Origin of the sequence: Sphingomonas spermidinifaciens (assembly GCF_002351485.1) — a bacterium.
Taxonomy (GTDB): domain Bacteria; phylum Pseudomonadota; class Alphaproteobacteria; order Sphingomonadales; family Sphingomonadaceae; genus Sphingomonas; species Sphingomonas spermidinifaciens.
The window spans coordinates 1,823,189-1,842,262 of sequence record NZ_NWMW01000001.1 but is presented as its reverse complement, the minus strand read 5'-3'; the positions used below and the strand labels follow the sequence as shown (position 1 = coordinate 1,842,262).

Genomic DNA, 19,074 nt, shown 5'->3' with positions numbered 1-19,074 from the left:
CCACAAACGTCACCCCTGGCTTGAAGGGGCGTCCCGCTTCTTTACCGCCCCACCGCCTGCGCGCGCCAAACCGTCAGCCAGTTCACCGATCCCCGGCACTCGGGCATCACATGCTGTTCGACCAGACGGAAGCGCGTGCCGTTCCAGACATAAGCCGCGCTCGACCCGCAATCGCCGATGCCTCGCCCCTTCGCATAGGTTTCGAGCCGCCCCGTTGCCGCGTCGAAGCGCGCGTTGACGAGGTCGGGCGGCCCTTCGGGCGCCATGCCCGGCTCGCCGTCGAACGCCGCGACCACCGGCTTTGCACCGGCGCCGAGGAGGTAAGGACGGGTCGAGAAATTGTACGCTCCGCTGCCGCAGGGGAGCAGCACCAGCGTCTTGCCGTCGCCCAGCGCATGGCGCTCGACCGGGGGCAGGTCGCCTGTCCCGCCCTCATAGACGCTGCCGCACTCGCTTTCCTTGTCGACAGCGGCGCGCAGTTTGGCCGGGAAGGGCGCGGGCGTCCCGCCGGGTCTGACGAAGCGGACGGCCGGCAGCGGCGCTGCAGGGGGCACCGTCGTGGCGGGCCGACCACCCTTCGCCACCGCCGCCGTCACTGTTCCCGCGCGCCCCTGTTCGGCGTCGACGAAGCGCAATGCCGCCGATGATCCCTTCAGCGACACCATGCCCATCACCGACGTCTCGTCACCGACGCGCAGCCTCGTGCCCGTCGCCATCGCCGCGACGATCCGCCCCGCTTCGGCACCCGAGAAGCGCAGCATCCCCTCACGCGGGGTGCCGCGAACATCGAGCCCGGCCTCGGTCGTGACGCGCAGCGCGTCCTTGCGATCGTCGGAAAGCTGGAACTCGACCGTCCAGCCGCCCGTCGGCCCCGCCGCGCGCCGAGCCGAGGCCGCCAGCCGGTCATAGGGCGACCCCTCCTCGGGCTGTCCCTCGCCCGGCCAGAGCGAGGTCATCTCGCACGCCTTCACATTGTCGCAGGCGACCACCCAGTCACCGAAGGTGCGGATTGGCCCCGGCCGCGGCGCCTCGGCGCTCGCCTGGACCGCGATGAGGAGCGCCAGTGTCAGCATGGCTTCATCCTAGCCCTGTCGCGCCCGGCGCGATAGGAGGCACGCGAACGAGCGAAGTGGAGAGCGACATGAAGACCGTTGGCGTGATCGGCGCGGGCCAGATGGGGGCGGGGATCGCCCAGGTATCGGCGCAGGCCGGCTACCGCGTGCTGCTGTCCGACGTCGATCAGGCGCGCGCCGAAAAGGGCAAGGCGGGCATCGCCAAGCTGCTCACCCGAGCCGTCGAAAGGGAAAAGATCACCGCCGATGACCGCGACGCGGCGCTCGGCCGCATCGAATGCGTCGGCGGAGTCGAGGCGATGGCGGACTGCGACCTCGTAATCGAGGCGGCGACCGAGAAGGAGGCGATCAAGCGCCAGATCTTCGAGAATGTCGGCCGGGTGCTCTCGGATACGGCGATCCTCGCCTCGAATACCTCGTCGATCCCGATCACGCGGCTGGCGCAGGCGTCGCCCGATCCGGCGCGGTTCATGGGCGTGCATTTCTTCAACCCGGTGCCCGTCATGGGCCTGATCGAGTTGATCCGCGGCCTTGCCACCGCCAACGCGACGGTGGACGTGGTCGAGGCGTTCGGGCGGAGCCTGGGCAAGGAGATCGTCCATGCCAACGATGCGCCGGGCTTCATCGTCAACCGGGTGCTGCTGCCGATGCTCAACGAGGCGTGCTTCGCGCTGGGCGAGGGCGTGGCGACAATCCGCGACATCGACACCGCGGTGAAGCTGGGTCTGAACCACCCGATGGGGCCGCTGACGCTGGCCGACTTCATCGGCCTCGATACCTGCCTCGACATCTGCCGGGTGCTGTTCGAGGGGACGGGCGACCCAAAGTTCCGCCCCGCGCCGCTCTTGGTGAAGTATGTCGAGGCGGGCTGGGTCGGCAAGAAATGCGGGCGCGGCTTCTACGACTGGACGGGGCCGGAGCCGGTGCCGACGCGCTGACCCCCTTGCTGCGCGGAGGCCACCGGTCTATCGGCAGCGCGGCGCGGGTATAGCACAATGGTAGTGCAGCAGCCTTCCAAGCTGAATATGCGGGTTCGATTCCCGCTACCCGCTCCAGCAATCGCTGTGGATGAGCGGCGCTAATCCAGGAAACTGCGATTCGCTGCGGCCGGTGCCCGAAGGGTGACCGACGACGCGGTTTTGCCGCGGCGTGCTCCCTTATGAAACCGGCGGCGCGATCAATCCCCAGCCTTGCATGACCGCCGCCTGCACCAGCATGACCGCGAGCCAGTGCGCGCAATCCGTCCCGATCGCCCGCCAGCGCACGCCGCGCACCCGCAGCGTCACGATGAGCGCCGGCACCACGAACCCGATCCAGATGACGAAGGCACTGCCCAGCGCCATCGTCCACGCGCTCCCCCGCGGCGGCGCGAGGATCAGCGCGCCAGCGAGGATCGCGGCGAGCCAGAACTCGGCGACCAGCGCTACCGGCAGGAGGCGGCGCAGCGCCGCGTCGCTCGCCGCTTGGCGCCAGACAACCGCGCCGATGGCCAGCCCGGCCAAGGTGGCGATCAGGATCGGGACAAGATTGAGGACGATGTAGATCATGCCGCCTCCCCGCTCCCGATCGCACTAACCCTCAGATCGCCCCGAGCGCCTGCTCGAAATCGGCGATCAGGTCGTCGGCATCCTCGACGCCGATCGAGATGCGCACGAGATTGTCGGTGATACCGAGCGCCGCCTTGCGCGCGTCGGGCACCGACAGGTGCGTCATCGCCGCGGGGGCGGAGGCGAGCGTCTCGGTCCCGCCGAGGCTGACGGCGAGCTTGGCGATCTTGAGCGCGTCGAGGAAGGCGAACGCCTCGCGCTCGCCGCCCTTCAGGTAGAGCGAGAAGGTCGAGCCCGCGCCGGTGCAGTGGCGGGCATAGATATCCGCCTGACGGTCATCCTTCAGGAAGCCGAGATAGCCGATCCGCTCGACCTTCGGATGGTCGCGAAGCCATTCGCAGACCTTGGCCGCATTCTCGCCCGCGCGGGTCATGCGGAGTTCGAGCGTCTCCAGGCTGCGCAAGAGCATCCACGCGGTATTGGGGTCTAGGATGGTGCCGAGCGTGTTCCGGATCGCACGCACCATGTCCATGTGCTTGCGCGAGCCGAGTACGCCGCCCGCGACGAGGTCCGAATGGCCGCCCGCATATTTGGTGAGGCTGTAGACGACGAGGTCCGCGCCGTGCTTCAGCGGCTGCTGCCACAGGGGCCCGAGGAACGTGTTGTCGATCGCGATCGGCGGCTGCTCCTCGGCATCGCCGAACACCGCGTCGCGCGCCGCCGCCACCGCCTCGACATCGACGAGCACATTGGTGGGATTGGCGGGGCTTTCGAGATAGATGAGGGGCACACGGCCCTTCGCCCTGGCCTGCTCGAGCACCGCCTCGATCTCGTTCTGCGTTGCGCCGGCGGGGAAGTCGAGCCACTCGACCCCGAACTTGCCGAGCAGCCGCGCGATCATCGTCTCGGTCGCGGCATAGAGCGGGCCGGAATGGACGATCACGTCGCCGGGCTGGACGAAGGCGAGGAAGAGCGTCCCGATCGCCGACATGCCGCTGGAGAAGGTCAGCGCATCCTCGGCATCCTCCCAGACGCCGAGGCGATCCTCGAGGATCTCCTGATTCGGGCCGTTGAAGCGCGAATAGACGAGGCCTTCGGCGCCGCCCGGCCGCTTGCCCGTCACACCCTCGAAATGGCGCTTGCCCGCGGCGGCGTTGGGAAAGACGAAAGTCGAGGTGAGGAACACCGGCGGCTTCAGCGACCCCTCCGACAGCGCGGGGTCAAAGCCGTGGCCCATCATGAGCGTCGAGGGCTTGAGGCGGCGATTGCCGATCGTCTCGACCGCGGGCTTCGGATTGCGGCGGGGCGTTGTGCCGGTCAGGTCGGCTTCGGTCGGCTCGGTCACGGCATTCTCCTTGGTATCGTTTGTAACGATCCTAGCGCGCCCGAACGCTTCCGATCAATTCAAACCGATCAGGCTGATCTGGCGGCCATAGTCGGGCTCGCCCGCATGCATCGAGCGACGATAGCTGTAGAAGCGCGACGGGTCGGCATAAGTATCGAGCCCCAATGCCTCGACCCGGCCGATCCCGGCGTCGGCGAGGCGCGCGGCGACATAGCCTTCAAGGTCGAACTGGAAATGCCCGTCGCGCCGGCCCTCGGTGAAGAAGCGCTCGTTGGCGGGATCGTCGGCGCAGAAGCGGTCGGCGAAACCGGCATCGACCTCGTAGCTTGCGCGCGCGATACACGGCCCGATTGCCGCAGCGATGCGAGCGCGTGAGGCGCCGAGCGCCACCATGGCGGCGATCGTCGTGTCGGTGACGCCCCCGATCGCCCCCTTCCACCCGGCATGCGCCGCGCCGACCACGCCGGCCTCGCGGTCGGCGAACAGCACCGGCGCGCAATCGGCGGTGAGGATGCCGATCAGCAGGCCGGGCGTGCGCGTCACCAGCGCGTCGGCCTTTGGACGGTCACCGGGAAAGGGGGCGCTGACCGTTACCACCTCTGGCGAATGGACCTGATGCACCGTCACCAGCGCCGCGCCGGGCAGCACCGCAGCGACGGCGAGGTCGCGGTTGCGCGCGACGGCCTCGCGCGCGTCGCTCGATCCGGTGCCGACGTTGAGACCGGCGTAGATCCCTTCCGACACGCCCCCGCGCCGGCCGAGAAAGCCGTGCGTGACACCCTCCAGTGCGGCGGCACGGATCGCCTCGACGCCGCTCACAGCGTCAGCCGCATGATGATGTCGTGGTCCTCGTGATTGCCGACCCTGAAGATGTAATCGCCGACCTTCACGAACCCAAGCCGGTCGTAGAAGCGGCGCGCGCGGGTGTTGTCGATATAGACGCTGAGATAGAGCTCGCTGCCGAGCACCTGCGCCGTCTCCAGCGTCCACGCCATCAGCCGCTTGCCGACGCCATCTCCATGATGCGCCGACAGGACGTAGAGCTGGTGGAGGCAGGGCGCGGCGGGATCGAAGCCGTCGAAGTAATTGGCGCCAAGCTTTGCAAACCCGATCGGCTGCCCCTCGACCGTGGCGAGGTGAACGCGGTAAGCGGGGTCGGCGAGCTGCCGCGCATATGCGGCGGGCGACATTGCCTGATCGAGGAACAGGTCGAGGTCGGCAGGTGCGTAGAGCGGGCCGAAGGTTTCGATGAAGCTCTGCTGCGCCATCGCCGACAGCGCGGCGGCATCGTCGGGGCGGGCGTCGCGATAGGCGATCATGCGCTGAACCCCTCGGGCACCGGCCAGCCGGGTGCGGTGACGGCGAGCACCTTGAACAGCTCGCCCATCTGGTCGGCCCCCGTCAGCCGGGCACGGTCGGCCGCGATCCCCTCGGCCCGGTCGGGCGCGGCGGCGGCGAGCGCGGCGGCGCGCGGACCGATGCCGAGCGCCTCGAGGAACGCGCCCTGCCCCACCGGTCCGTGGACGACGGCGCCCTCGGCCCGCGCGGCCTCTGCCAGCGTGCTGAAATCGACATGCGCGGTGAGGTCGCGCTCGCCCGGATCCTCGAATGGGTTGGCGAAGGCGTGGCCGCTGACTGCCTGCAGCGTGTCACCCACCGCCGGCCCGTCATAGCCATAATCGATGACGATCGCCGCGCCCCCCTGCGCCACGATCCGGCGCGCGAGCACGCGCATCACCGCGACGCTCGCAGGCGAAGTTTCGAGGATCGAGCCGTTGGGAGCGCCGCGCAGCTGATGCGGGACGATCGGATCGAACACGGTGTTACCGACGATCGGCAGGAACAGTGTGTCCTGGCAGGCCACCAGCCGCTCGCGCCAGCCTTCCCCGGTCTTGACCAGCTGGCGGATGGGAAGCGCGTCGAAGAATTCGTTCGCGACGACCAGCAGCGCGCCGTCCTCGGGCACGCTCATCAGGTCGAGATGCCATTCGGCGCCGGGCACTGCCGCCGCCTGTTTCTCCCGCAGCGTCCCCGACGCTTCGATCAGGTGCACGGGGGGCTTCAGTCCCACCGTCGCCATCGCGCGCAGGGCATCGGCGGCGAGCGTGCCGCGGCCGGGACCGTATTCGACATAGCGCGCCGTCGGCTGGCCTGCGCGGTGCCAAAGGTCGGTGAGCGCCAGGCCGATCAGCTCGCCGAACATCTGGCTGATCTCGGGCGCGGTGGTGAAGTCGCCGCGCGCGCCCAACGGATCCCGCGTGTCGTAATAGTGCGTGTTCGCCGCCGCCATGAACTGCGACAGCGGAATCGGCCCGCCGAGCGTGATCGCACGCGCGATCCGCTCGGGCAGGGGGCCTTCGCCGGCGCTCACTTCAGGCGACGCTCTCGCCGACGATCGGCTCGACTCGCTGGCGCCGCCCCTTCGAGGTGGCGATCAAGTAGAGTCCACCGAGGATCATCGGCATGCACAGATACTGGCCCATGTTGAGCCCGGTCATGTCGTGGAGCCACATCAGCTGCTCGTCGGCCTCGCGGAAGAACTCGACGAAAAAGCGCGACGCACCGTAGCCAAGCAGGAAGATGCCGACGAGCCGGCCGGGATAGTAGCGCGCATCGGTGCGCCAGAAGAAGAAGGCGAGGACGAGCAGCAGCGCCAACCCCTCGAGCCCCGCTTCGTAGAGCTGGCTGGGATGGCGCGGCACGTCCATCCCGGTGCGCGGAAAGACGATCGCCCAGGGCACGTCGGTTGGCCGCCCCCAGAGCTCGCCGTTCACGAAGTTGGCGAGCCGGCCGAAGAACAGCCCGATCGGCACGACGCAGGCGACATAATCGTGGATACGCAGCCAGTTGAGCCCGTGCTTGCGCGCCATCAGGACGATGCCGAGGGTGACGCCGATCACGCCGCCATGGAACGACATGCCTCCGTCCCAAAGCTTAAGGATGCTGAGCGGCTTGGCGAACAGGTCGGGGCGATAGAACAGGATGTAGCCGAGCCGCCCGCCTGCGATGATGCCGATGGTGGCATAGAAGACGAGGTCGTCGGCATGCCGCCGCGCCATCGGCGCGCCGGGTCGATCAAGAAGCTTCAGCAGATAGAACCAGCCGAGCAGGATGCCCGCGATGTACGCGAGCGAATACCATTTGAGCTGGAAGAAGCCGAGGTCGAGCGCGACCGGATCCAGCCCCAGCGACCGATAATCGAGATAGCCGCCGGCAGCGGCAAGCGTGGTGACGAGCAAGCGGCGGTTCCTTCGCGGGCGTGGCGTGCGAAGCGTGCTTTAGGGGGAACGGCGCGGCGTGTCAGCAGCCATGAGGGCCGCGGTCGCCGATCAGCCGCCATGCATCGGGCTGGCCTCCGGTAGCGGCTCCGAGGCTTCCGCCGGCCGGCGCCGGACGTGAAGTGCATCGAACCGGCGGTTGATCGCTCGTCCAGCGCGCACCGCCGGCGCCTCGACGAAACGCTGGACGGCCCAGGCGACGACCAGGCTGCCGACGAAGATCAGCGGCGTCAGCAAGGCGATCCCTGCCCGCCAGTCCATCGTCGGCCATAGCGCCACGTTGAGCTGCATAAAGATCGGATGGAAGAGGTAGACCGAATAGCTGAGGAGCCCCAGCCAAGCGAGAAATCGCCCGCGGAACCAGCCCCGGGCCGCGCAGCCGAGGAACAGCGCCAGCCCCGCCAGATAGCCGGTATTTGCCGCCATCCAGCCGACCAGCTCGTTGCGGGCGTAAAGATAGGCGAGCGTGTTGGCCACCGTTACACAGATCGCGAGCATCGCCGCCGCCGGCCAGAACAGGCGTGCCGCAAGACGGTCCCGTTCGATCAATGCAAGTCGCGCCAGCGTCCCGAAATGCATGGCCGCCAGATAGGTCGGCAGGCCGACCGGCAATCCGCTGGTGGGATGAAGCCAGCGATAAAGGCCGATCAGCAGCGCGAGGCCGAGAAAGCCGGCCATCATCGCCAGGTTGAAGCGCGCGCTATGCAGCAGCCGCCCGGCGAAGGCGAGGAAACAGATGCCGTAGAAGATCAGCTCGATGAACAATGTCCAATAGACGCCGAGCATATCGGGTTGCCGAAGCAGCGGCTGTACCATCGTCAGGTTGGCGGCGACCTGAAGCGCGTCGAAATGGATGCCGGCGATCAGCGGAAAGAGGAGCGCTGCCGCGGCAATCGACACCCAATAGGCGGGATAGAGGCGGAAGATGCGGCTGACGATGAAGCTGCGGAGCGGGTGGGTGCCGCTGAAGCTGAAGGGAATGACGAAGCCGCTGATGCAAAAGAACGCGACGACGCCGAGTCGGCCTGTATTGAACCCTTCGCGGAACAGCGCGGTCAACCCGGCGTGGAGCGCCGGATTCGGCACCACATGGCCGACATATTCGGCCCAGTGGCCAAACACCACCATCTGTGCAGCGATACCGCGAAGGCCATCGATGTGGTCGAGCCGCTGTCTCGCCACAGGTCGCATCCTTGCCAATTAACTATGCAAGGTTGTTAACGCGAATTATGCTGCACTGCAAGGTAGCCTGAGCGATGGGCTATCGACCCGCCGCGTGGTTTAAACCTCCCCCAGCAACGCCTTCGCCTCGTCCCCCGTCCACTCCATTGCGCCGGCCACGCGCCACACTTCCTTGCCGTCCTTGTCGTAGAGGATCGTTGTGGGCAGGTTCACCCCCATGCCGGTAGTAAAGCGCAGGTCGCTTTCGCTCCACGGTTCGATCGTCGTGAAGCCGGCTTTCTTGAAATAGGGCACGACCTTGGCCGGGCCGTCCAAATCCTGCGAGATGGTCAGCACCTCGATCCGGCCGCTTTCGCGCTTCGCCAGCGCCTCCAGCGTCGGCATTTCCTTGACGCAGGGCGCGCACCACGTGGCCCAGAGGTTCACCAGCACCGGCTTGCCGCGATAGTCGGCGAGCGTCTTCTTCACCCCCTCAGGATCGGCGAAGGGATAGTCGGGGGCGGCCTCGCCCTTGTGGCTGCGGTCGACCTTGCCGCCGGCGGCGGGTGCGGCGGCGGTGCTCTCGTTCGCAGGGGCGACGGCGTTCGCTTGCCCGTCCGCGGGGGTTTGCGTATCGCACGCGCCGACCATCGCCGCGAGCGGGAGAAGCAAGATCAACGAGCGCAAGGACAGCTCCAATCAGATGTGGGGCGGGCGGTTCGCCGAAGGCCCCTCTTCGGTGATGCGCGAGATTAACGCCTCGATTCCGTTCGACAAGCGGATGTGGCGACAGGACATCGCCGCGTCGAAGGCGCACGCCGCGATGCTGGGTGCGCAGGGCATCGTCGCGGCGGAAGACGTGGCGGCGATTCTAGACGGTCTCGATGCGGTGGCGGCGGATTACGAACGCGACGGCCCGGCGAACGACCTCGCGCTCGAGGACATCCACATGCAGTCCGAGGCGCGACTGGCCGAAAAGATTGGGCCGGGGGCGGGACGCCTGCACACCGCGCGCAGCCGCAACGATCAGGTGGCGACCGACTTCCGCCTGTGGACGCGCGACGCGATCGACGAGGTGCTGGCGGCGCTCTACGCGCTTCAGGACGCCCTGCTCGCGCGCGCGGACCAGCATGCCGCCGACGTGATGCCGGGCTTTACGCATCTTCAGTCGGCACAGCCGGTGACGCTCGGCCACCACCTGATGGCCTATCACGCGATGCTGGCGCGCGACGTCAGCCGCTTCGCCGATGCGCGGGCGCGGATGAACGAGTGTCCGCTCGGCTCGGCGGCGCTCGCCGGCACGGGCTTTCCGATCGACCGCGAGGCGACGGCGAAGGCGCTCGGTTTCGACCGGCCGATGGGCAATTCATTGGACGGGGTGAGCGACCGCGACTTCGCGCTCGATTACCTGACCGCCGCGACGCAGTGCGCGCTGCACCTCAGCCGGCTGGCCGAGGAGTTCGTGCTCTGGGCCTCGCAGCCCTTCGGCTTCGTGGCCTTGAGCGATCAATGGTCGACGGGCAGTTCGATCATGCCGCAGAAGCGCAACCCCGACGCGGCCGAGCTGGTGCGCGGGCATGCGGGGCGGATCATGGGCTGCATGACCGCGCTCATGGTGACGATGAAGGGCCTGCCGCTCGCCTATTCGAAGGATATGCAGGACGACAAGCCGCCGGTGTTCGAGGCGCACGACCTGATCGGCCTGTGCCTCGCCGCGATGACGGGGATGGTCGAGAGCGCGACCTTCCGTACCGAGCGGATGCGCGCGGTCGCCGACGCGGGATTCGCCACCGCTACCGATCTCGCCGACTGGCTCGTGCGCGAGGCGGGCTTGCCGTTTCGCGAGGCGCATCACGTGACCGGCCGCGTCGTCGCCCGGGCGGAGGCGCTGGGGGTGAAGCTCGAGGCGATGCCGATCGAAGAGCTGACCGCGATCGATGCGCGGATCACGCCCGCGGTTTTCGACGTGCTGTCGATCGATGCCTCGGTCGCCAGCCGGCGCAGTTTCGGCGGCACCGCGCCCGAACGGGTTCGCGAGGCCATTGCCCGCGCGCGCCGGGCAGGCGAAAAGGCATGATGCGCGCGCTCATTCTCCCCGTCCTGATCCTGTCGCTCGCCGGCTGCGGCGCGCGCGGCACGCTCAAGCTCCCCGAGGGCGAGGCGCCGCCGCCTGCCCCCTATGGCGCCGCCGCGACGCCCGGTCCCGACGACCTGACGACGGCGACGACACAGCAGCGCCCGCAGCGCAGCGACGAGCTGCTGCGCAATTCGGAAGAGCGGCCCAACGACCCCTTCCAGCTCCCGCCGCAGCGCTGATGGCACGCTGATGGACCATTTCCAGCACCGGGGCGGCGCGCTGTTTGTCGAGGATGTGAGCGTCGAGGCGATTGCGGAAGCGGTCGGCACGCCGGTCTACATCTACTCGCGCGCCACGCTGGAGCGGCATGCGGCGGTGTTCCGCGAGGGGCTGTCGGGCGTCGCGGACAAGCATATCGCCTATGCGGTCAAGGCCAATCCAAACCTTGCCGTGCTGCGCGTGTTGGCGAAGGCCGGCTACGGCGCGGACGTCGTGTCGGGCGGCGAGATGGCGCGTGCGGTCGCGGCCGGGATGGCGCCCGGCGACGTGGTGTTCTCCGGCGTCGGGAAGACGCGCGCCGAGCTGATCCAAGGGCTGGATACCGGCATCGGCCAGTTCAACCTCGAGCTTGAGGAGGAGGGCCATGTCCTCGCCGCGCTGGCGGCCGAGCGCGGGCTGACCGCGCCCGCGGTGCTGCGCGTCAATCCGGACGTGGACGCGGGCACCCACGCCAAAATCTCGACCGGCAAGGCCGAGAACAAGTTCGGCGTCGCGATCGGCGAGGCCCCCGGCATCTTCGCGCGGCTGGCGGGCAAGCCGGGCATCGAGCTGCGCGGCATCGCCGTCCATATCGGCAGCCAGCTGGGCGACCTCGCGCCGCTGGAGGCCGCGTACCGGCGGGTTGGCGAGATGGTGGCGACGCTGCGGGCGGCGGGGCACCGCATCACGCATGTCGACCTCGGCGGCGGTCTTGGCGTCCCCTACCGCCCCGGCGAGACGATGCCGTCGCCCGCCGCGTTTGGCGAGATGGTGGCGCGAGTCACTGCAGGCTGGAACGTGAGGCTGATGTTCGAGCCCGGACGCGTCATCGCGGGCAATGCCGGCGTGCTGCTGACGCGGGTTGTCTGGGTCAAGCCGTCGGGCGGGCACCCTTGGGTCATCGTCGATGCGGCCATGAACGACCTCGCGCGGCCGGCGCTCTACGATGCGTATCACGACTTCGTCGCGGTACGGCCGACCGGCGAGCGCCTCGTCGCCAATATCGCCGGCCCTGTCTGCGAAAGCGGCGACACCTTCGCCAAGGCGCGGGAGATCAACGCGGTGGCGGCGGGTGACCTCGCCGTGTTCCGCACCGCCGGCGCGTATGGCGCGACGATGGCGAGCACCTATAACAGCCGCGCCAAGGTGCCCGAGGTGCTGGTCGACGGCGCCCGCTTCGCCGTCGTGTCCGACCGTATCGAGCCGGCGGCACAGATGGCGGGCGAGACCGTGCCCGACTGGCTGTGACGACGGTGTGTGACCCTTGTGCTCCCGCGAATGCGGAAGCCCGGACCCACTTGAACCGCCCTTCCTCCCGCTTGGCCCCAGGCTCCCACCTGCGCGGGTGCACGGGGGCGCACGGCTGATGCGCGAGACGGGCCTGCCGATCGTCGTGCGGCTCGACGGCAAGCCCGTCATCCTTCTTGGCGAGGGCGAGGCGGCCGACGCCAAGCGCCGGCTGATCGAGCGGGCAGGCGCCGTTGCGGTCGCCGACGATCCGGACGCGCGCCTCGCGATCGTCGCGATCGAAGACGAGGGCGAGGCGGTGGCGGCCGCCGTGCGGCTCAAGGCGCGCGGGTTGCTCGTCAACGTCGTCGATCGGCCGGCGCTCTGCGACTTCACGCTGCCCGCGATTGTCGACCGCTCGCCGGTGCTGGTGGCGGTCGCGACGGGCGGCGCGTCTGCGGGCCTCGCCGCGGCGCTGCGCCAGCGGATCGAGGCGTGGCTGCCCGCGAATGTCGGCGACCTCGCAAGGGTGCTGAGCGCAGCGCGCGACGCGATGCGCGCGCGCTTTCCCGAAGGACCGGCGCGGCGGCGGGCGTTGGCCCGGGCGCTGGAGCCGGGCGGGGTGCTTGATCCGCTCAGCGGGGCCGATGGTGCCAGCGTCGAGCGATGGCTCGATCAACCCGAGGCCGAAACCGGCGACCGGGTCGAGACAATCGTCCTGACCTCCCCCGACCCCGACGACCTGACGCTGCGAGTTGCGCGGCTGCTCGCCAGCGCCGACCGCGTCTGCCACCGCGCCGACGTGCCCTCCGCGGTCCTCGCGCGCGCAAGGGCCGACGCCGAGCGGTTGCTGTGCGAGGCGGTCGAGCCCGGGTCGGGACTGACGGTCGACCTGTCGATGGCGCTGCCCGATGCCGTCTAGATGTGCGGAAGCCGGATTGCGACTTCGACCCTCCACGACTGCGACGAGCGGTCGGCCGCCGTTCCAGCAGGCTCCGTCCTGCACGCCGAAGGCGGTGAGTTCGCGACCCTTGTCACCGGCTTCCCGCGAATGGTCGATAATACTCACCACATCACAAGCTAGGGGGCGGGCCCCTCAACAACGCAGGAACCCCGCGATCTGCCCCATCATCAGCTCGATCTGCGGGCGCGCCTCGGCCACCACGTCGCCGCCCGCGGCTGAATTGACAGCGATGCCGATCGGCGTCGGCCAGCCGCGCAGCGCGTGGACGATGCCGCGCAGCGCCTGGAGCGTCGTCACCGCCGCCTGCCATCCCGCCGCCGTCGCGACCAACCCCACGGGCAGGCCGTCGAAATAGACGCGATCGTCGCCGCGGGTCATCTCGACATGGTCGAGGGCGTTCTTGACGAGGCCCGACAGCGTGCCGTGATAGCCCGGTGAGCCGATCAGCAGCGCATCGGCCGAGCGGATCGTCGCGACGAAATGCTCGACGCGGGGGTTCGGCGTGCTCGCCTCCGGATCGTAATTGGGGAAGTCGATCGCTTCGCCGGTGAGCAACGTCGTGCGCGCGCCCGCCGCCGCTGCATGATCGAGCGCCGCGTCAAGCAGCCGCGAGGTGGTGGAGGTGGGGCGGAGCGTCCCGCCCAGCCCGACGACGTGAAGTCCCTGCATGGCGCCCGCGCTAGCCGATCCGCGCGGCGGGCTCCAGCGCGTTGATGCCGGCATGGATGCGCGCCTCCGCCGCCTCGCGCGGCAATGCCGGATCGAGCGGCTCGCCGAAGCGGAAGGTGACGACGCCCGGCCGCTTCGGCCCGCGCCGCGGCCAGACGCGCGCGCTGTCGAGTGCCACTGGCACCGTTGGCAGTGACAGCGCCTTGTAGAGCGCGGCGAAGCCCGCGCGGACGGGCGGTGCCTCCCCCGGCAGGACGCGCGTCCCCTCCGGAAAGATCAGTACCGATCGTCCCGCGGCGCGCGCCGCCTTCGCCTCGCGCAGCATCTGGCGCAGCGCCGTCGCCGAACCCGACCGATCGACGACGATCACGCCGTATTGCCGCGCCGCCCAGCCCCAGAGCGGGATGCTCGCCAGCTCGGCCTTCATCACGATCGCCGGGCCGCCGAGGATCAGCGCCAGTTCGAAGGTTTCGTAGAACGCCTGATGCTTGGCGACGTAAAAGCCGGGGCGATGAAGCGGCGCGCCCTCTACCTGCGTGCGCATACCCATGATGACATTCGCGCAGAAGCGGTGCCAGCGCAGCCAGCCCATCACGACGCCGAGCAGCGCCCGGCGGCTGAACAGCGCGGCGACGGGCGCCGCCAGCACGAACCCCACCGACCCGCCGTAAAAGGCCGCGTCGAACAGCCATGACCTTATCCGCCCGATCATCCTCGATAGCCGGCGATCAGCGCGACGCGGCGGATCAGCAGCTTGTTGTATTCGCTGAACAACATGCCGAAACGCGCGTTGGTGCGGACGGGGTCGCCGAAAATCTCGACCTCGCTGCCAAGCGCATTCTGAAGCTCCAATTGGGCGCGGGCCATGTGCCAGTCGGAGGTGACGAGGCGGACGGTACGGAAGCGGTTCGTCCGCACCCAGGCAGCGGTTTCGTCGGCGTTGGAGCGCGTGTCGATCGCCTCCTGCCCTAGGTCGACGCAGCAGTCGAAGACGCGGCGCGGCGTCGCCTCGTAGACGGCGGCGAGTTCGCGCGGGCGGACGCTCGGATCGACGCCGGTCACGAGCATGCGCTTGGCCTTGCCCGCTTCGAGCAGCGCCAACCCCCGGTCGATCCGGCCCGCGCCGCCGGTCGGCACGACGATCGCGTCGGTCCGCTGCCCCTCGAGCGGGTGGCCGAGGCCGAGCAGGAACAAGGCGAAGCCGAGCGCATAGGCAAGCGCCATGAAGGCCACGATGCGCAGCAGCACGCTCACAGCCGCTTGGCCAGCGCGCGCAGCACCGCCCAGCGCGCCGCGAGCGCCGCCATCAGCGCGAAGAGGAGTGGCAGAATCGCCAGCACCGCCCAGTCGCCCGCGCGAAGCCCGATCCCTGCGACGATCTCCGCTCCCAACGCCCCGAGCCGCGTGCCGAGAAAGCCAAGGAATCCGAGCGCCGCCAGCGTCCCGATGGCACCGCCCATCAGCGTGTCGGTGGCGATCCGCCGCGCGAACAGCCGCGCGAGCTGGACGTCGGTCGAGCCGAGCATGTGCAGCACCTCGATCGTCTCGGCATGGGTGTCGAGCCCAGCGCGCGCGGCGAGCAGCACGACCGATGCGGTCGCCGCGGCGACGAGCAGGACGAGGCCCGCCGCCAGTCCTGCCAGCGTCGCAATGAAACCGCGGACCGGCGCCAGCCAGGTGGCGTGCCGATCGATGCGGGCGGTTGGCGCGGCGGCGCGCACGATTCGCTCGACCGCGGCGATCTCGGTCGGATCGGCCAGGTCGACGTCGATCATCGCCGGCATCGGCAGGTCGGCGTCGAGTCCTGCCTCGCCCAGCCAGGGCTCGAGCAGCGCCGCAAGGCGTGCGCGATCGACCGCCTCGGCGCGCGTCACCTGCGGCAGCGCGCGCAGCCGCGCGGCGAGCGCCGGGCCGCCGCTGCCGTCGGTCAGTTGCACCGTCAGCCGCCCCGCCAGCTCGGCATCGAGCGCGCGCGTCGCCGTCCAGGTCGCGAGGCCCAGCGCCGCGGCAAGTACCGTCAGAAACAGCATGATCGCCATGATTGCGCGCATCGCCCGCATCGTGCGCGCATCGTCGAGCCAGCGATGCTCGGCGGCGGGACGGGTCATCGTCCGGCCTCGGCCGGTGGGTGACGCAGATTGCCGGTCGGGTCGATCAGCCGGCCCTTCTCGATCCGCATCATCTGCGCATCGGGCACGCGGCCGAGCAGGTGCAGGTCGTGGGTCGCGACGACGACGGTGGTGCCGAGCTTGTTGAGGCTGTCGAACAGATGGAGCAGCCGATCGGCCATTTCGGGATCGACATTGCCGGTGGGCTCGTCGGCGACCAGCATCTCTGGCCGGTTGATGACCGCGCGGGCGATGGCGATGCGCTGCTGCTCGCCGCCCGACAGCGTCGCCGGGCGCGCATCGGCGCGGTTGGACAGGCCGACCCAGGCGAGCATCTCGCGCACCGCCTCGTCCAGCTCGCCCTCGTCATGGCCGGCGAGGCGGAGGGGGAGCGCGATATTCTCATACGCCGTCAGGTGCGGCAGCAGGCGGAAATCCTGGAAGACGACGCCGATCCGCCGCCGGAACCCCGGCAGGCGCCCGCGAGGCAGCGTCACCGCATCCTCGCCGAACAGCCGGATGACGCCGCGGCTCGGCCGCTGGGCGAGATAGAGGAGGCGCAGGAGCGAGGTCTTGCCGGCGCCCGAGGTGCCGGTCACGAAGTAGAAGGCGCCCGCCCGCAGCGCGAACGACAGGTCGGACAGCGTCTCGGGGCTCGATCCGTAGCGCAGGCCGACATTCTCGAACTGGACGATATTGGCCATGCCTGATGCTTGCGCGCCCTTTCAAGGCTGCGAGCCATCGCACGCCGCACGCGGCCGCTCAAGACATGCACTTGGCTTGCGGTGCCGGTGCCGCCATCCGGCTCAGCGGCTCAAAAGGGCAGCCACTTCGACTTTTCAGTGAAGTTCATATAGCCGACATTGGCGCCCAGCCGCCAGCCGACGCCCAGCCGGATCGGGATCAGCACCACGTCGCCGCGGCGCAGATAGGTGGCGGCGAACCCGCCGACGAAATAGACGCGCCCCTCGGCGGCGGGAAAGCGGCGGTAGAGCTCCTGCGAATCATAGAGGTTGTAGACGAGCACGAACACCTTGTTGGCGTCGCCGCCCACGTCGAAGCCCAATGACGGCCCCGTCCAGTAGACCGGCCGTTGCCCCTCGACCCTGTGCGTCATTATTCCCGAGCCGTAGCGGACGCCGACGACGAACGCGCCCGACGCCTCGCGCCCGGCGATATAGGCGTTGGGGCGCCCCTGTTCGGACAACAGCTTTTCGAGCATGCCGGCCAGGCCCTGCGCGCCTTTGCCGAACACCCCCTCGGCCGCGCTCATCAGGTCGTCGCGGGCGAAGGTCTCCTCGGCGGCGGCGGTCCGATCGGCGGCGACGGGGGCGCCGGTGGGGGCGGGCGCCTGCGTCGTCACGGGGGCGGCCGCGGGCGGCGGGGCCTGATCGACGGGCTCCTGCGGACCCGGATCGACGGTCATCTCGTCCTGGCTGAGCGGCGCCTGCGCGGGCGGCGACGTCTGTCCATTGAGGTCGGCGTCGATCGCGCTGTTGGGATCGATCGTGCGGACCTGCGCCGACAGCGGCGCCGCCGCCATTGCCGCACTTGCCAGCGCGATCAGCCATTTACCCGCCATCGTTCTTCCCCCAAGTCCCGATGGCGAAACGCACGCCATGCCCCGAAACGATACACGTTTCCAAGGTGAAGCCGCAATGAACGGGCGACAGGGCGACCCCATGCCGCGCCGGAACGAATCGCCGCCGCCAAAATGCAATCGCGGTTGATCCCCCTTCTACCCCTCGCTATAGCCGCGCCTTCAGCACCGATCGGACCCGGAGACGTGGGTGAGTGGCTGAAACCAGCGGTTTGCTAAACCGCCGTATGGGTAAATCCCGTACCGAGGGTTCGAATCCCTCCGTCTCCGCCAGCGGCTTGGCCAAGTAGCCAAGTTCGCTCAATATTTCTGCTTTTCCGACTCTCCGACCATCAATCTAGCCAACAACCTGTCTCGCTGATACCTGCATGCAATAGCATGCCGGCCGATATGCGATCGTCCGCTGAGGTTGGACCGGGCGGCGAAACGTGAAACGCTGCAGGAGGGGAGCTTGACGAAAGCTGATAGTTTTTCTGGTAAAAGCCTTGCCGAATATGCGGGTGATATCCAGACGGGTATCGGTGCCTTCGAAGTCGGTGACTTCGACGACCTCCGTATGCTTGGAATGGCAGCATCGCTAGCTGTACAGATTCGCGGCCTGCCGGAAATCGAATACCCGGTGCTTGCTAGGGTTTCGGACAGCCTTTTCAACATACCCACGGTAGCGCTGAAACCGGTACTTCGAACGCTTGAAGAGGTCGGAATGGTTCGTCTGTACGAGACGGGCAAAACAATCACCAAGGTTGACCCCGAGGTGCCTTACTTTGAGGACGTTTACCAGAAGATTGGAGACTACTCCTCAGAGTTCCGTCTTAACGAGACTGAGCAAGCCATGGTGAGGATCATGGCGGAGCTGCAAAAGAAGCCAGAGAATAAGGACAGGCTACTATCAAGAACCGGAATGGAATCGAGTCTTCTCGATAGATGCCTGGCGATTGGTAGCGAAAGTGGTCTAATTGCTGATCACCGGGTCAGGGGGACAAACCGTACTCTTGAGTCCTGTATACTTCGCTGACAATAATGCCGGCCTTGCCGACTTACTTGCTAAAGTCGGAGGAACAGACTTTGAGTATGTTGTCTCCGTCTTGAAGGCACATCAGGGCTGGCCCCTTAGTCTGATCATTGCGCAGCAGCGCGTTTCAGGCCGCCCGCTCACCACCGTTCAGGTGGAGCTTATACGTATGCTGGCGTCCGAAAATATCCTTAAGCCTCCTACGATTGAAATCGGCAGTTTTGCCGAAACCTTCCTGTTCACACCGCGGCCTGGCGCCGCGCGACTCTCGCCAGGTAAGCGTGACATCTATGAGCGCGCGATGGCTTTGCTTTCGGCGGTTCGGAAAGGGCAACTTTTGCCGTTTGCATATCCTATACGGAAGCCAAGCGTTGTGCTCAGCACCTTACTCACCGACGGATATTTGGGTGCGAATACAGAGGCTCGCAGGCAGTACGGAAAAGTCGCTTCAACTTTCAATATCGGGTATTTTGTTGAGACTAAACCGGGTTGGCACAAGTTTCACCTTCGCCGCACAGAAGAGAATGTGGAAGCGGTCGAACTGGCTATCATGTTGGCCGATGGTGGAGAAGCTCGAGTCGAAATGCGACGAGACGATGAGGCAAGATCGCTTCTGCAGATGGATGACAAGTATGTAAGCTCTGTGCTTGGCAGCAAAACTCTCAGGGAGCGGCAAAAGATTAAGCCGAGTGCGGCAGCAAAAGAGCAATGGGATCAACTCACGCTGAATTTGGTGTAAAGATGGCGCGATCGGA

General features: G+C 67.9%; 22 protein-coding genes and 2 tRNA genes. 9 read left to right on the top strand and 15 right to left on the bottom strand.

Annotated elements, in window-relative coordinates:
* Positions 1–41 precede the first annotated feature (41 nt).
* Positions 42–1,073, bottom strand: a complete 1,032-nt coding sequence (locus COC42_RS08720) for a DUF1176 domain-containing protein (RefSeq protein ID WP_096342735.1) — start codon at positions 1,071–1,073, stop codon at positions 42–44.
* A 68-nt stretch (positions 1,074–1,141) separates the two neighbouring features.
* Between COC42_RS08720 and COC42_RS08715 the strand changes: the two genes are divergently transcribed.
* Positions 1,142–2,011, top strand: coding sequence for a 3-hydroxybutyryl-CoA dehydrogenase (locus COC42_RS08715; protein ID WP_096343198.1), 870 nt, complete (start codon positions 1,142–1,144; stop codon positions 2,009–2,011).
* A 43-nt stretch (positions 2,012–2,054) separates the two neighbouring features.
* Positions 2,055–2,128, top strand: a tRNA-Gly gene (locus tag COC42_RS08710).
* A 102-nt stretch (positions 2,129–2,230) separates the two neighbouring features.
* On the opposite strand, the gene COC42_RS08705 is transcribed toward COC42_RS08710, so the two are convergent.
* From COC42_RS08705 to COC42_RS08670, 8 genes are all read right to left on the bottom strand, one after another.
* Entirely contained in the window at positions 2,231–2,620 is a 390-nt protein-coding gene (locus COC42_RS08705; RefSeq protein ID WP_096342734.1) for a hypothetical protein, read from the bottom strand.
* 31 nt (positions 2,621–2,651) lie between these two features.
* Entirely contained in the window at positions 2,652–3,965 is a 1,314-nt protein-coding gene (locus tag COC42_RS08700) for a cystathionine gamma-synthase family protein (RefSeq protein ID WP_096342733.1), read from the bottom strand.
* 54 nt (positions 3,966–4,019) lie between these two features.
* Positions 4,020–4,784: a peptidoglycan editing factor PgeF gene (gene pgeF / locus COC42_RS08695; protein ID WP_096342732.1), complete on the bottom strand. Its 765-nt coding sequence runs from the start codon at positions 4,782–4,784 to the stop codon at positions 4,020–4,022.
* Entirely contained in the window at positions 4,781–5,284 is a 504-nt protein-coding gene (locus COC42_RS08690) for a GNAT family N-acetyltransferase (protein ID WP_096342731.1), read from the bottom strand. The genes pgeF and COC42_RS08690 overlap by 4 nt, the downstream gene beginning before the upstream one ends.
* Positions 5,281–6,336, bottom strand: a complete 1,056-nt coding sequence (locus tag COC42_RS08685) for a class I SAM-dependent methyltransferase (protein WP_425442831.1) — start codon at positions 6,334–6,336, stop codon at positions 5,281–5,283. Before COC42_RS08685 ends, COC42_RS08690 begins: the two co-directional genes overlap by 4 nt.
* Position 6,337: 1 nt before the next feature.
* Positions 6,338–7,204: a prolipoprotein diacylglyceryl transferase gene (gene lgt / locus COC42_RS08680; RefSeq protein ID WP_096342730.1), complete on the bottom strand. Its 867-nt coding sequence runs from the start codon at positions 7,202–7,204 to the stop codon at positions 6,338–6,340.
* Positions 7,205–7,294: 90 nt separating this feature from the next.
* Entirely contained in the window at positions 7,295–8,425 is a 1,131-nt protein-coding gene (locus COC42_RS08675; protein ID WP_176484597.1) for an acyltransferase family protein, read from the bottom strand.
* A 99-nt stretch (positions 8,426–8,524) separates the two neighbouring features.
* Positions 8,525–9,091, bottom strand: a complete 567-nt coding sequence (locus COC42_RS08670) for a TlpA family protein disulfide reductase (RefSeq protein WP_342747296.1) — start codon at positions 9,089–9,091, stop codon at positions 8,525–8,527.
* Between the two features lie 16 nt (positions 9,092–9,107).
* Between COC42_RS08670 and argH the strand changes: the two genes are divergently transcribed.
* From argH to COC42_RS08650, 4 genes are all read left to right on the top strand, one after another.
* On the top strand, positions 9,108–10,481 hold the full coding sequence (gene argH, locus COC42_RS08665; protein ID WP_096342728.1) for an argininosuccinate lyase: 1,374 nt from the start codon (positions 9,108–9,110) through the stop codon (positions 10,479–10,481).
* A complete protein-coding gene (locus tag COC42_RS08660) occupies positions 10,478–10,720 on the top strand; it encodes a hypothetical protein (RefSeq protein WP_342747295.1) in 243 nt (80 codons plus the stop codon). Before argH ends, COC42_RS08660 begins: the two co-directional genes overlap by 4 nt.
* Before the next feature lie 10 nt (positions 10,721–10,730).
* Positions 10,731–11,987, top strand: coding sequence for a diaminopimelate decarboxylase (gene lysA / locus COC42_RS08655; RefSeq protein ID WP_096342726.1), 1,257 nt, complete (start codon positions 10,731–10,733; stop codon positions 11,985–11,987).
* 118 nt (positions 11,988–12,105) lie between these two features.
* Positions 12,106–12,888, top strand: a complete 783-nt coding sequence (locus tag COC42_RS08650) for a precorrin-2 dehydrogenase/sirohydrochlorin ferrochelatase family protein (RefSeq protein WP_096342725.1) — start codon at positions 12,106–12,108, stop codon at positions 12,886–12,888.
* A 174-nt stretch (positions 12,889–13,062) separates the two neighbouring features.
* Here COC42_RS08650 and COC42_RS08645 read toward each other — a convergent pair whose 3' ends face one another.
* The 6 genes from COC42_RS08645 to COC42_RS08620 form a co-directional block, all read right to left on the bottom strand.
* Entirely contained in the window at positions 13,063–13,599 is a 537-nt protein-coding gene (locus COC42_RS08645) for an NADPH-dependent FMN reductase (protein WP_096342724.1), read from the bottom strand.
* Positions 13,600–13,609: 10 nt separating this feature from the next.
* Positions 13,610–14,311: a lysophospholipid acyltransferase family protein gene (locus COC42_RS08640; protein WP_176484596.1), complete on the bottom strand. Its 702-nt coding sequence runs from the start codon at positions 14,309–14,311 to the stop codon at positions 13,610–13,612.
* A complete protein-coding gene (locus COC42_RS08635; RefSeq protein WP_096342723.1) occupies positions 14,308–14,847 on the bottom strand; it encodes a YdcF family protein in 540 nt (179 codons plus the stop codon). The genes COC42_RS08640 and COC42_RS08635 overlap by 4 nt, the downstream gene beginning before the upstream one ends.
* A 2-nt stretch (positions 14,848–14,849) precedes the next feature.
* Positions 14,850–15,707 (bottom strand): cell division protein FtsX, encoded by an 858-nt coding sequence (locus tag COC42_RS08630; RefSeq protein WP_096342722.1) that lies wholly within the window; start codon positions 15,705–15,707, stop codon positions 14,850–14,852.
* Positions 15,704–16,411, bottom strand: a complete 708-nt coding sequence (ftsE, locus tag COC42_RS08625) for a cell division ATP-binding protein FtsE (RefSeq protein WP_096342721.1) — start codon at positions 16,409–16,411, stop codon at positions 15,704–15,706. Before ftsE ends, COC42_RS08630 begins: the two co-directional genes overlap by 4 nt.
* A 110-nt stretch (positions 16,412–16,521) precedes the next feature.
* A complete protein-coding gene (locus COC42_RS08620) occupies positions 16,522–17,289 on the bottom strand; it encodes a DUF1134 domain-containing protein (protein ID WP_096342720.1) in 768 nt (255 codons plus the stop codon).
* 198 nt (positions 17,290–17,487) lie between these two features.
* On the opposite strand from COC42_RS08620, the gene COC42_RS08615 reads away from it, so the two are divergent.
* From COC42_RS08615 to COC42_RS17435, 3 genes are all read left to right on the top strand, one after another.
* A tRNA-Ser gene (locus tag COC42_RS08615) sits at positions 17,488–17,580 on the top strand.
* Positions 17,581–17,758: 178 nt separating this feature from the next.
* Positions 17,759–18,322: a hypothetical protein gene (locus tag COC42_RS08610; protein ID WP_141395819.1), complete on the top strand. Its 564-nt coding sequence runs from the start codon at positions 17,759–17,761 to the stop codon at positions 18,320–18,322.
* Positions 18,264–19,058: a hypothetical protein gene (locus COC42_RS17435; RefSeq protein ID WP_176484595.1), complete on the top strand. Its 795-nt coding sequence runs from the start codon at positions 18,264–18,266 to the stop codon at positions 19,056–19,058. The genes COC42_RS08610 and COC42_RS17435 overlap by 59 nt, the downstream gene beginning before the upstream one ends.
* The last annotated feature ends 16 nt before the right edge of the window (positions 19,059–19,074 follow it).

What these genes read in the sequence shown, in the direction of transcription:
- COC42_RS08720 (WP_096342735.1), bottom strand. Translation starts at nt 1,073, where the DNA reads ATGCTGACACTGGCGCTCCTCATCGCGGTCCAGGCGAGCGCCGAGGCG.
- COC42_RS08715 (WP_096343198.1), top strand. Translation starts at nt 1,142, where the DNA reads ATGAAGACCGTTGGCGTGATCGGCGCGGGCCAGATGGGGGCGGGGATC.
- COC42_RS08705 (WP_096342734.1), bottom strand. Translation starts at nt 2,620, where the DNA reads ATGATCTACATCGTCCTCAATCTTGTCCCGATCCTGATCGCCACCTTG.
- COC42_RS08690 (WP_096342731.1), bottom strand. Translation starts at nt 5,284, where the DNA reads ATGATCGCCTATCGCGACGCCCGCCCCGACGATGCCGCCGCGCTGTCG.
- argH (WP_096342728.1), top strand. Translation starts at nt 9,108, where the DNA reads ATGTGGGGCGGGCGGTTCGCCGAAGGCCCCTCTTCGGTGATGCGCGAG.
- COC42_RS08660 (WP_342747295.1), top strand. Translation starts at nt 10,478, where the DNA reads ATGATGCGCGCGCTCATTCTCCCCGTCCTGATCCTGTCGCTCGCCGGC.
- lysA (WP_096342726.1), top strand. Translation starts at nt 10,731, where the DNA reads ATGGACCATTTCCAGCACCGGGGCGGCGCGCTGTTTGTCGAGGATGTG.
- COC42_RS08650 (WP_096342725.1), top strand. Translation starts at nt 12,106, where the DNA reads ATGCGCGAGACGGGCCTGCCGATCGTCGTGCGGCTCGACGGCAAGCCC.
- COC42_RS08645 (WP_096342724.1), bottom strand. Translation starts at nt 13,599, where the DNA reads ATGCAGGGACTTCACGTCGTCGGGCTGGGCGGGACGCTCCGCCCCACC.
- COC42_RS08640 (WP_176484596.1), bottom strand. Translation starts at nt 14,311, where the DNA reads ATGATCGGGCGGATAAGGTCATGGCTGTTCGACGCGGCCTTTTACGGC.
- COC42_RS08630 (WP_096342722.1), bottom strand. Translation starts at nt 15,707, where the DNA reads ATGACCCGTCCCGCCGCCGAGCATCGCTGGCTCGACGATGCGCGCACG.
- ftsE (WP_096342721.1), bottom strand. Translation starts at nt 16,411, where the DNA reads ATGGCCAATATCGTCCAGTTCGAGAATGTCGGCCTGCGCTACGGATCG.
- COC42_RS08620 (WP_096342720.1), bottom strand. Translation starts at nt 17,289, where the DNA reads ATGGCGGGTAAATGGCTGATCGCGCTGGCAAGTGCGGCAATGGCGGCG.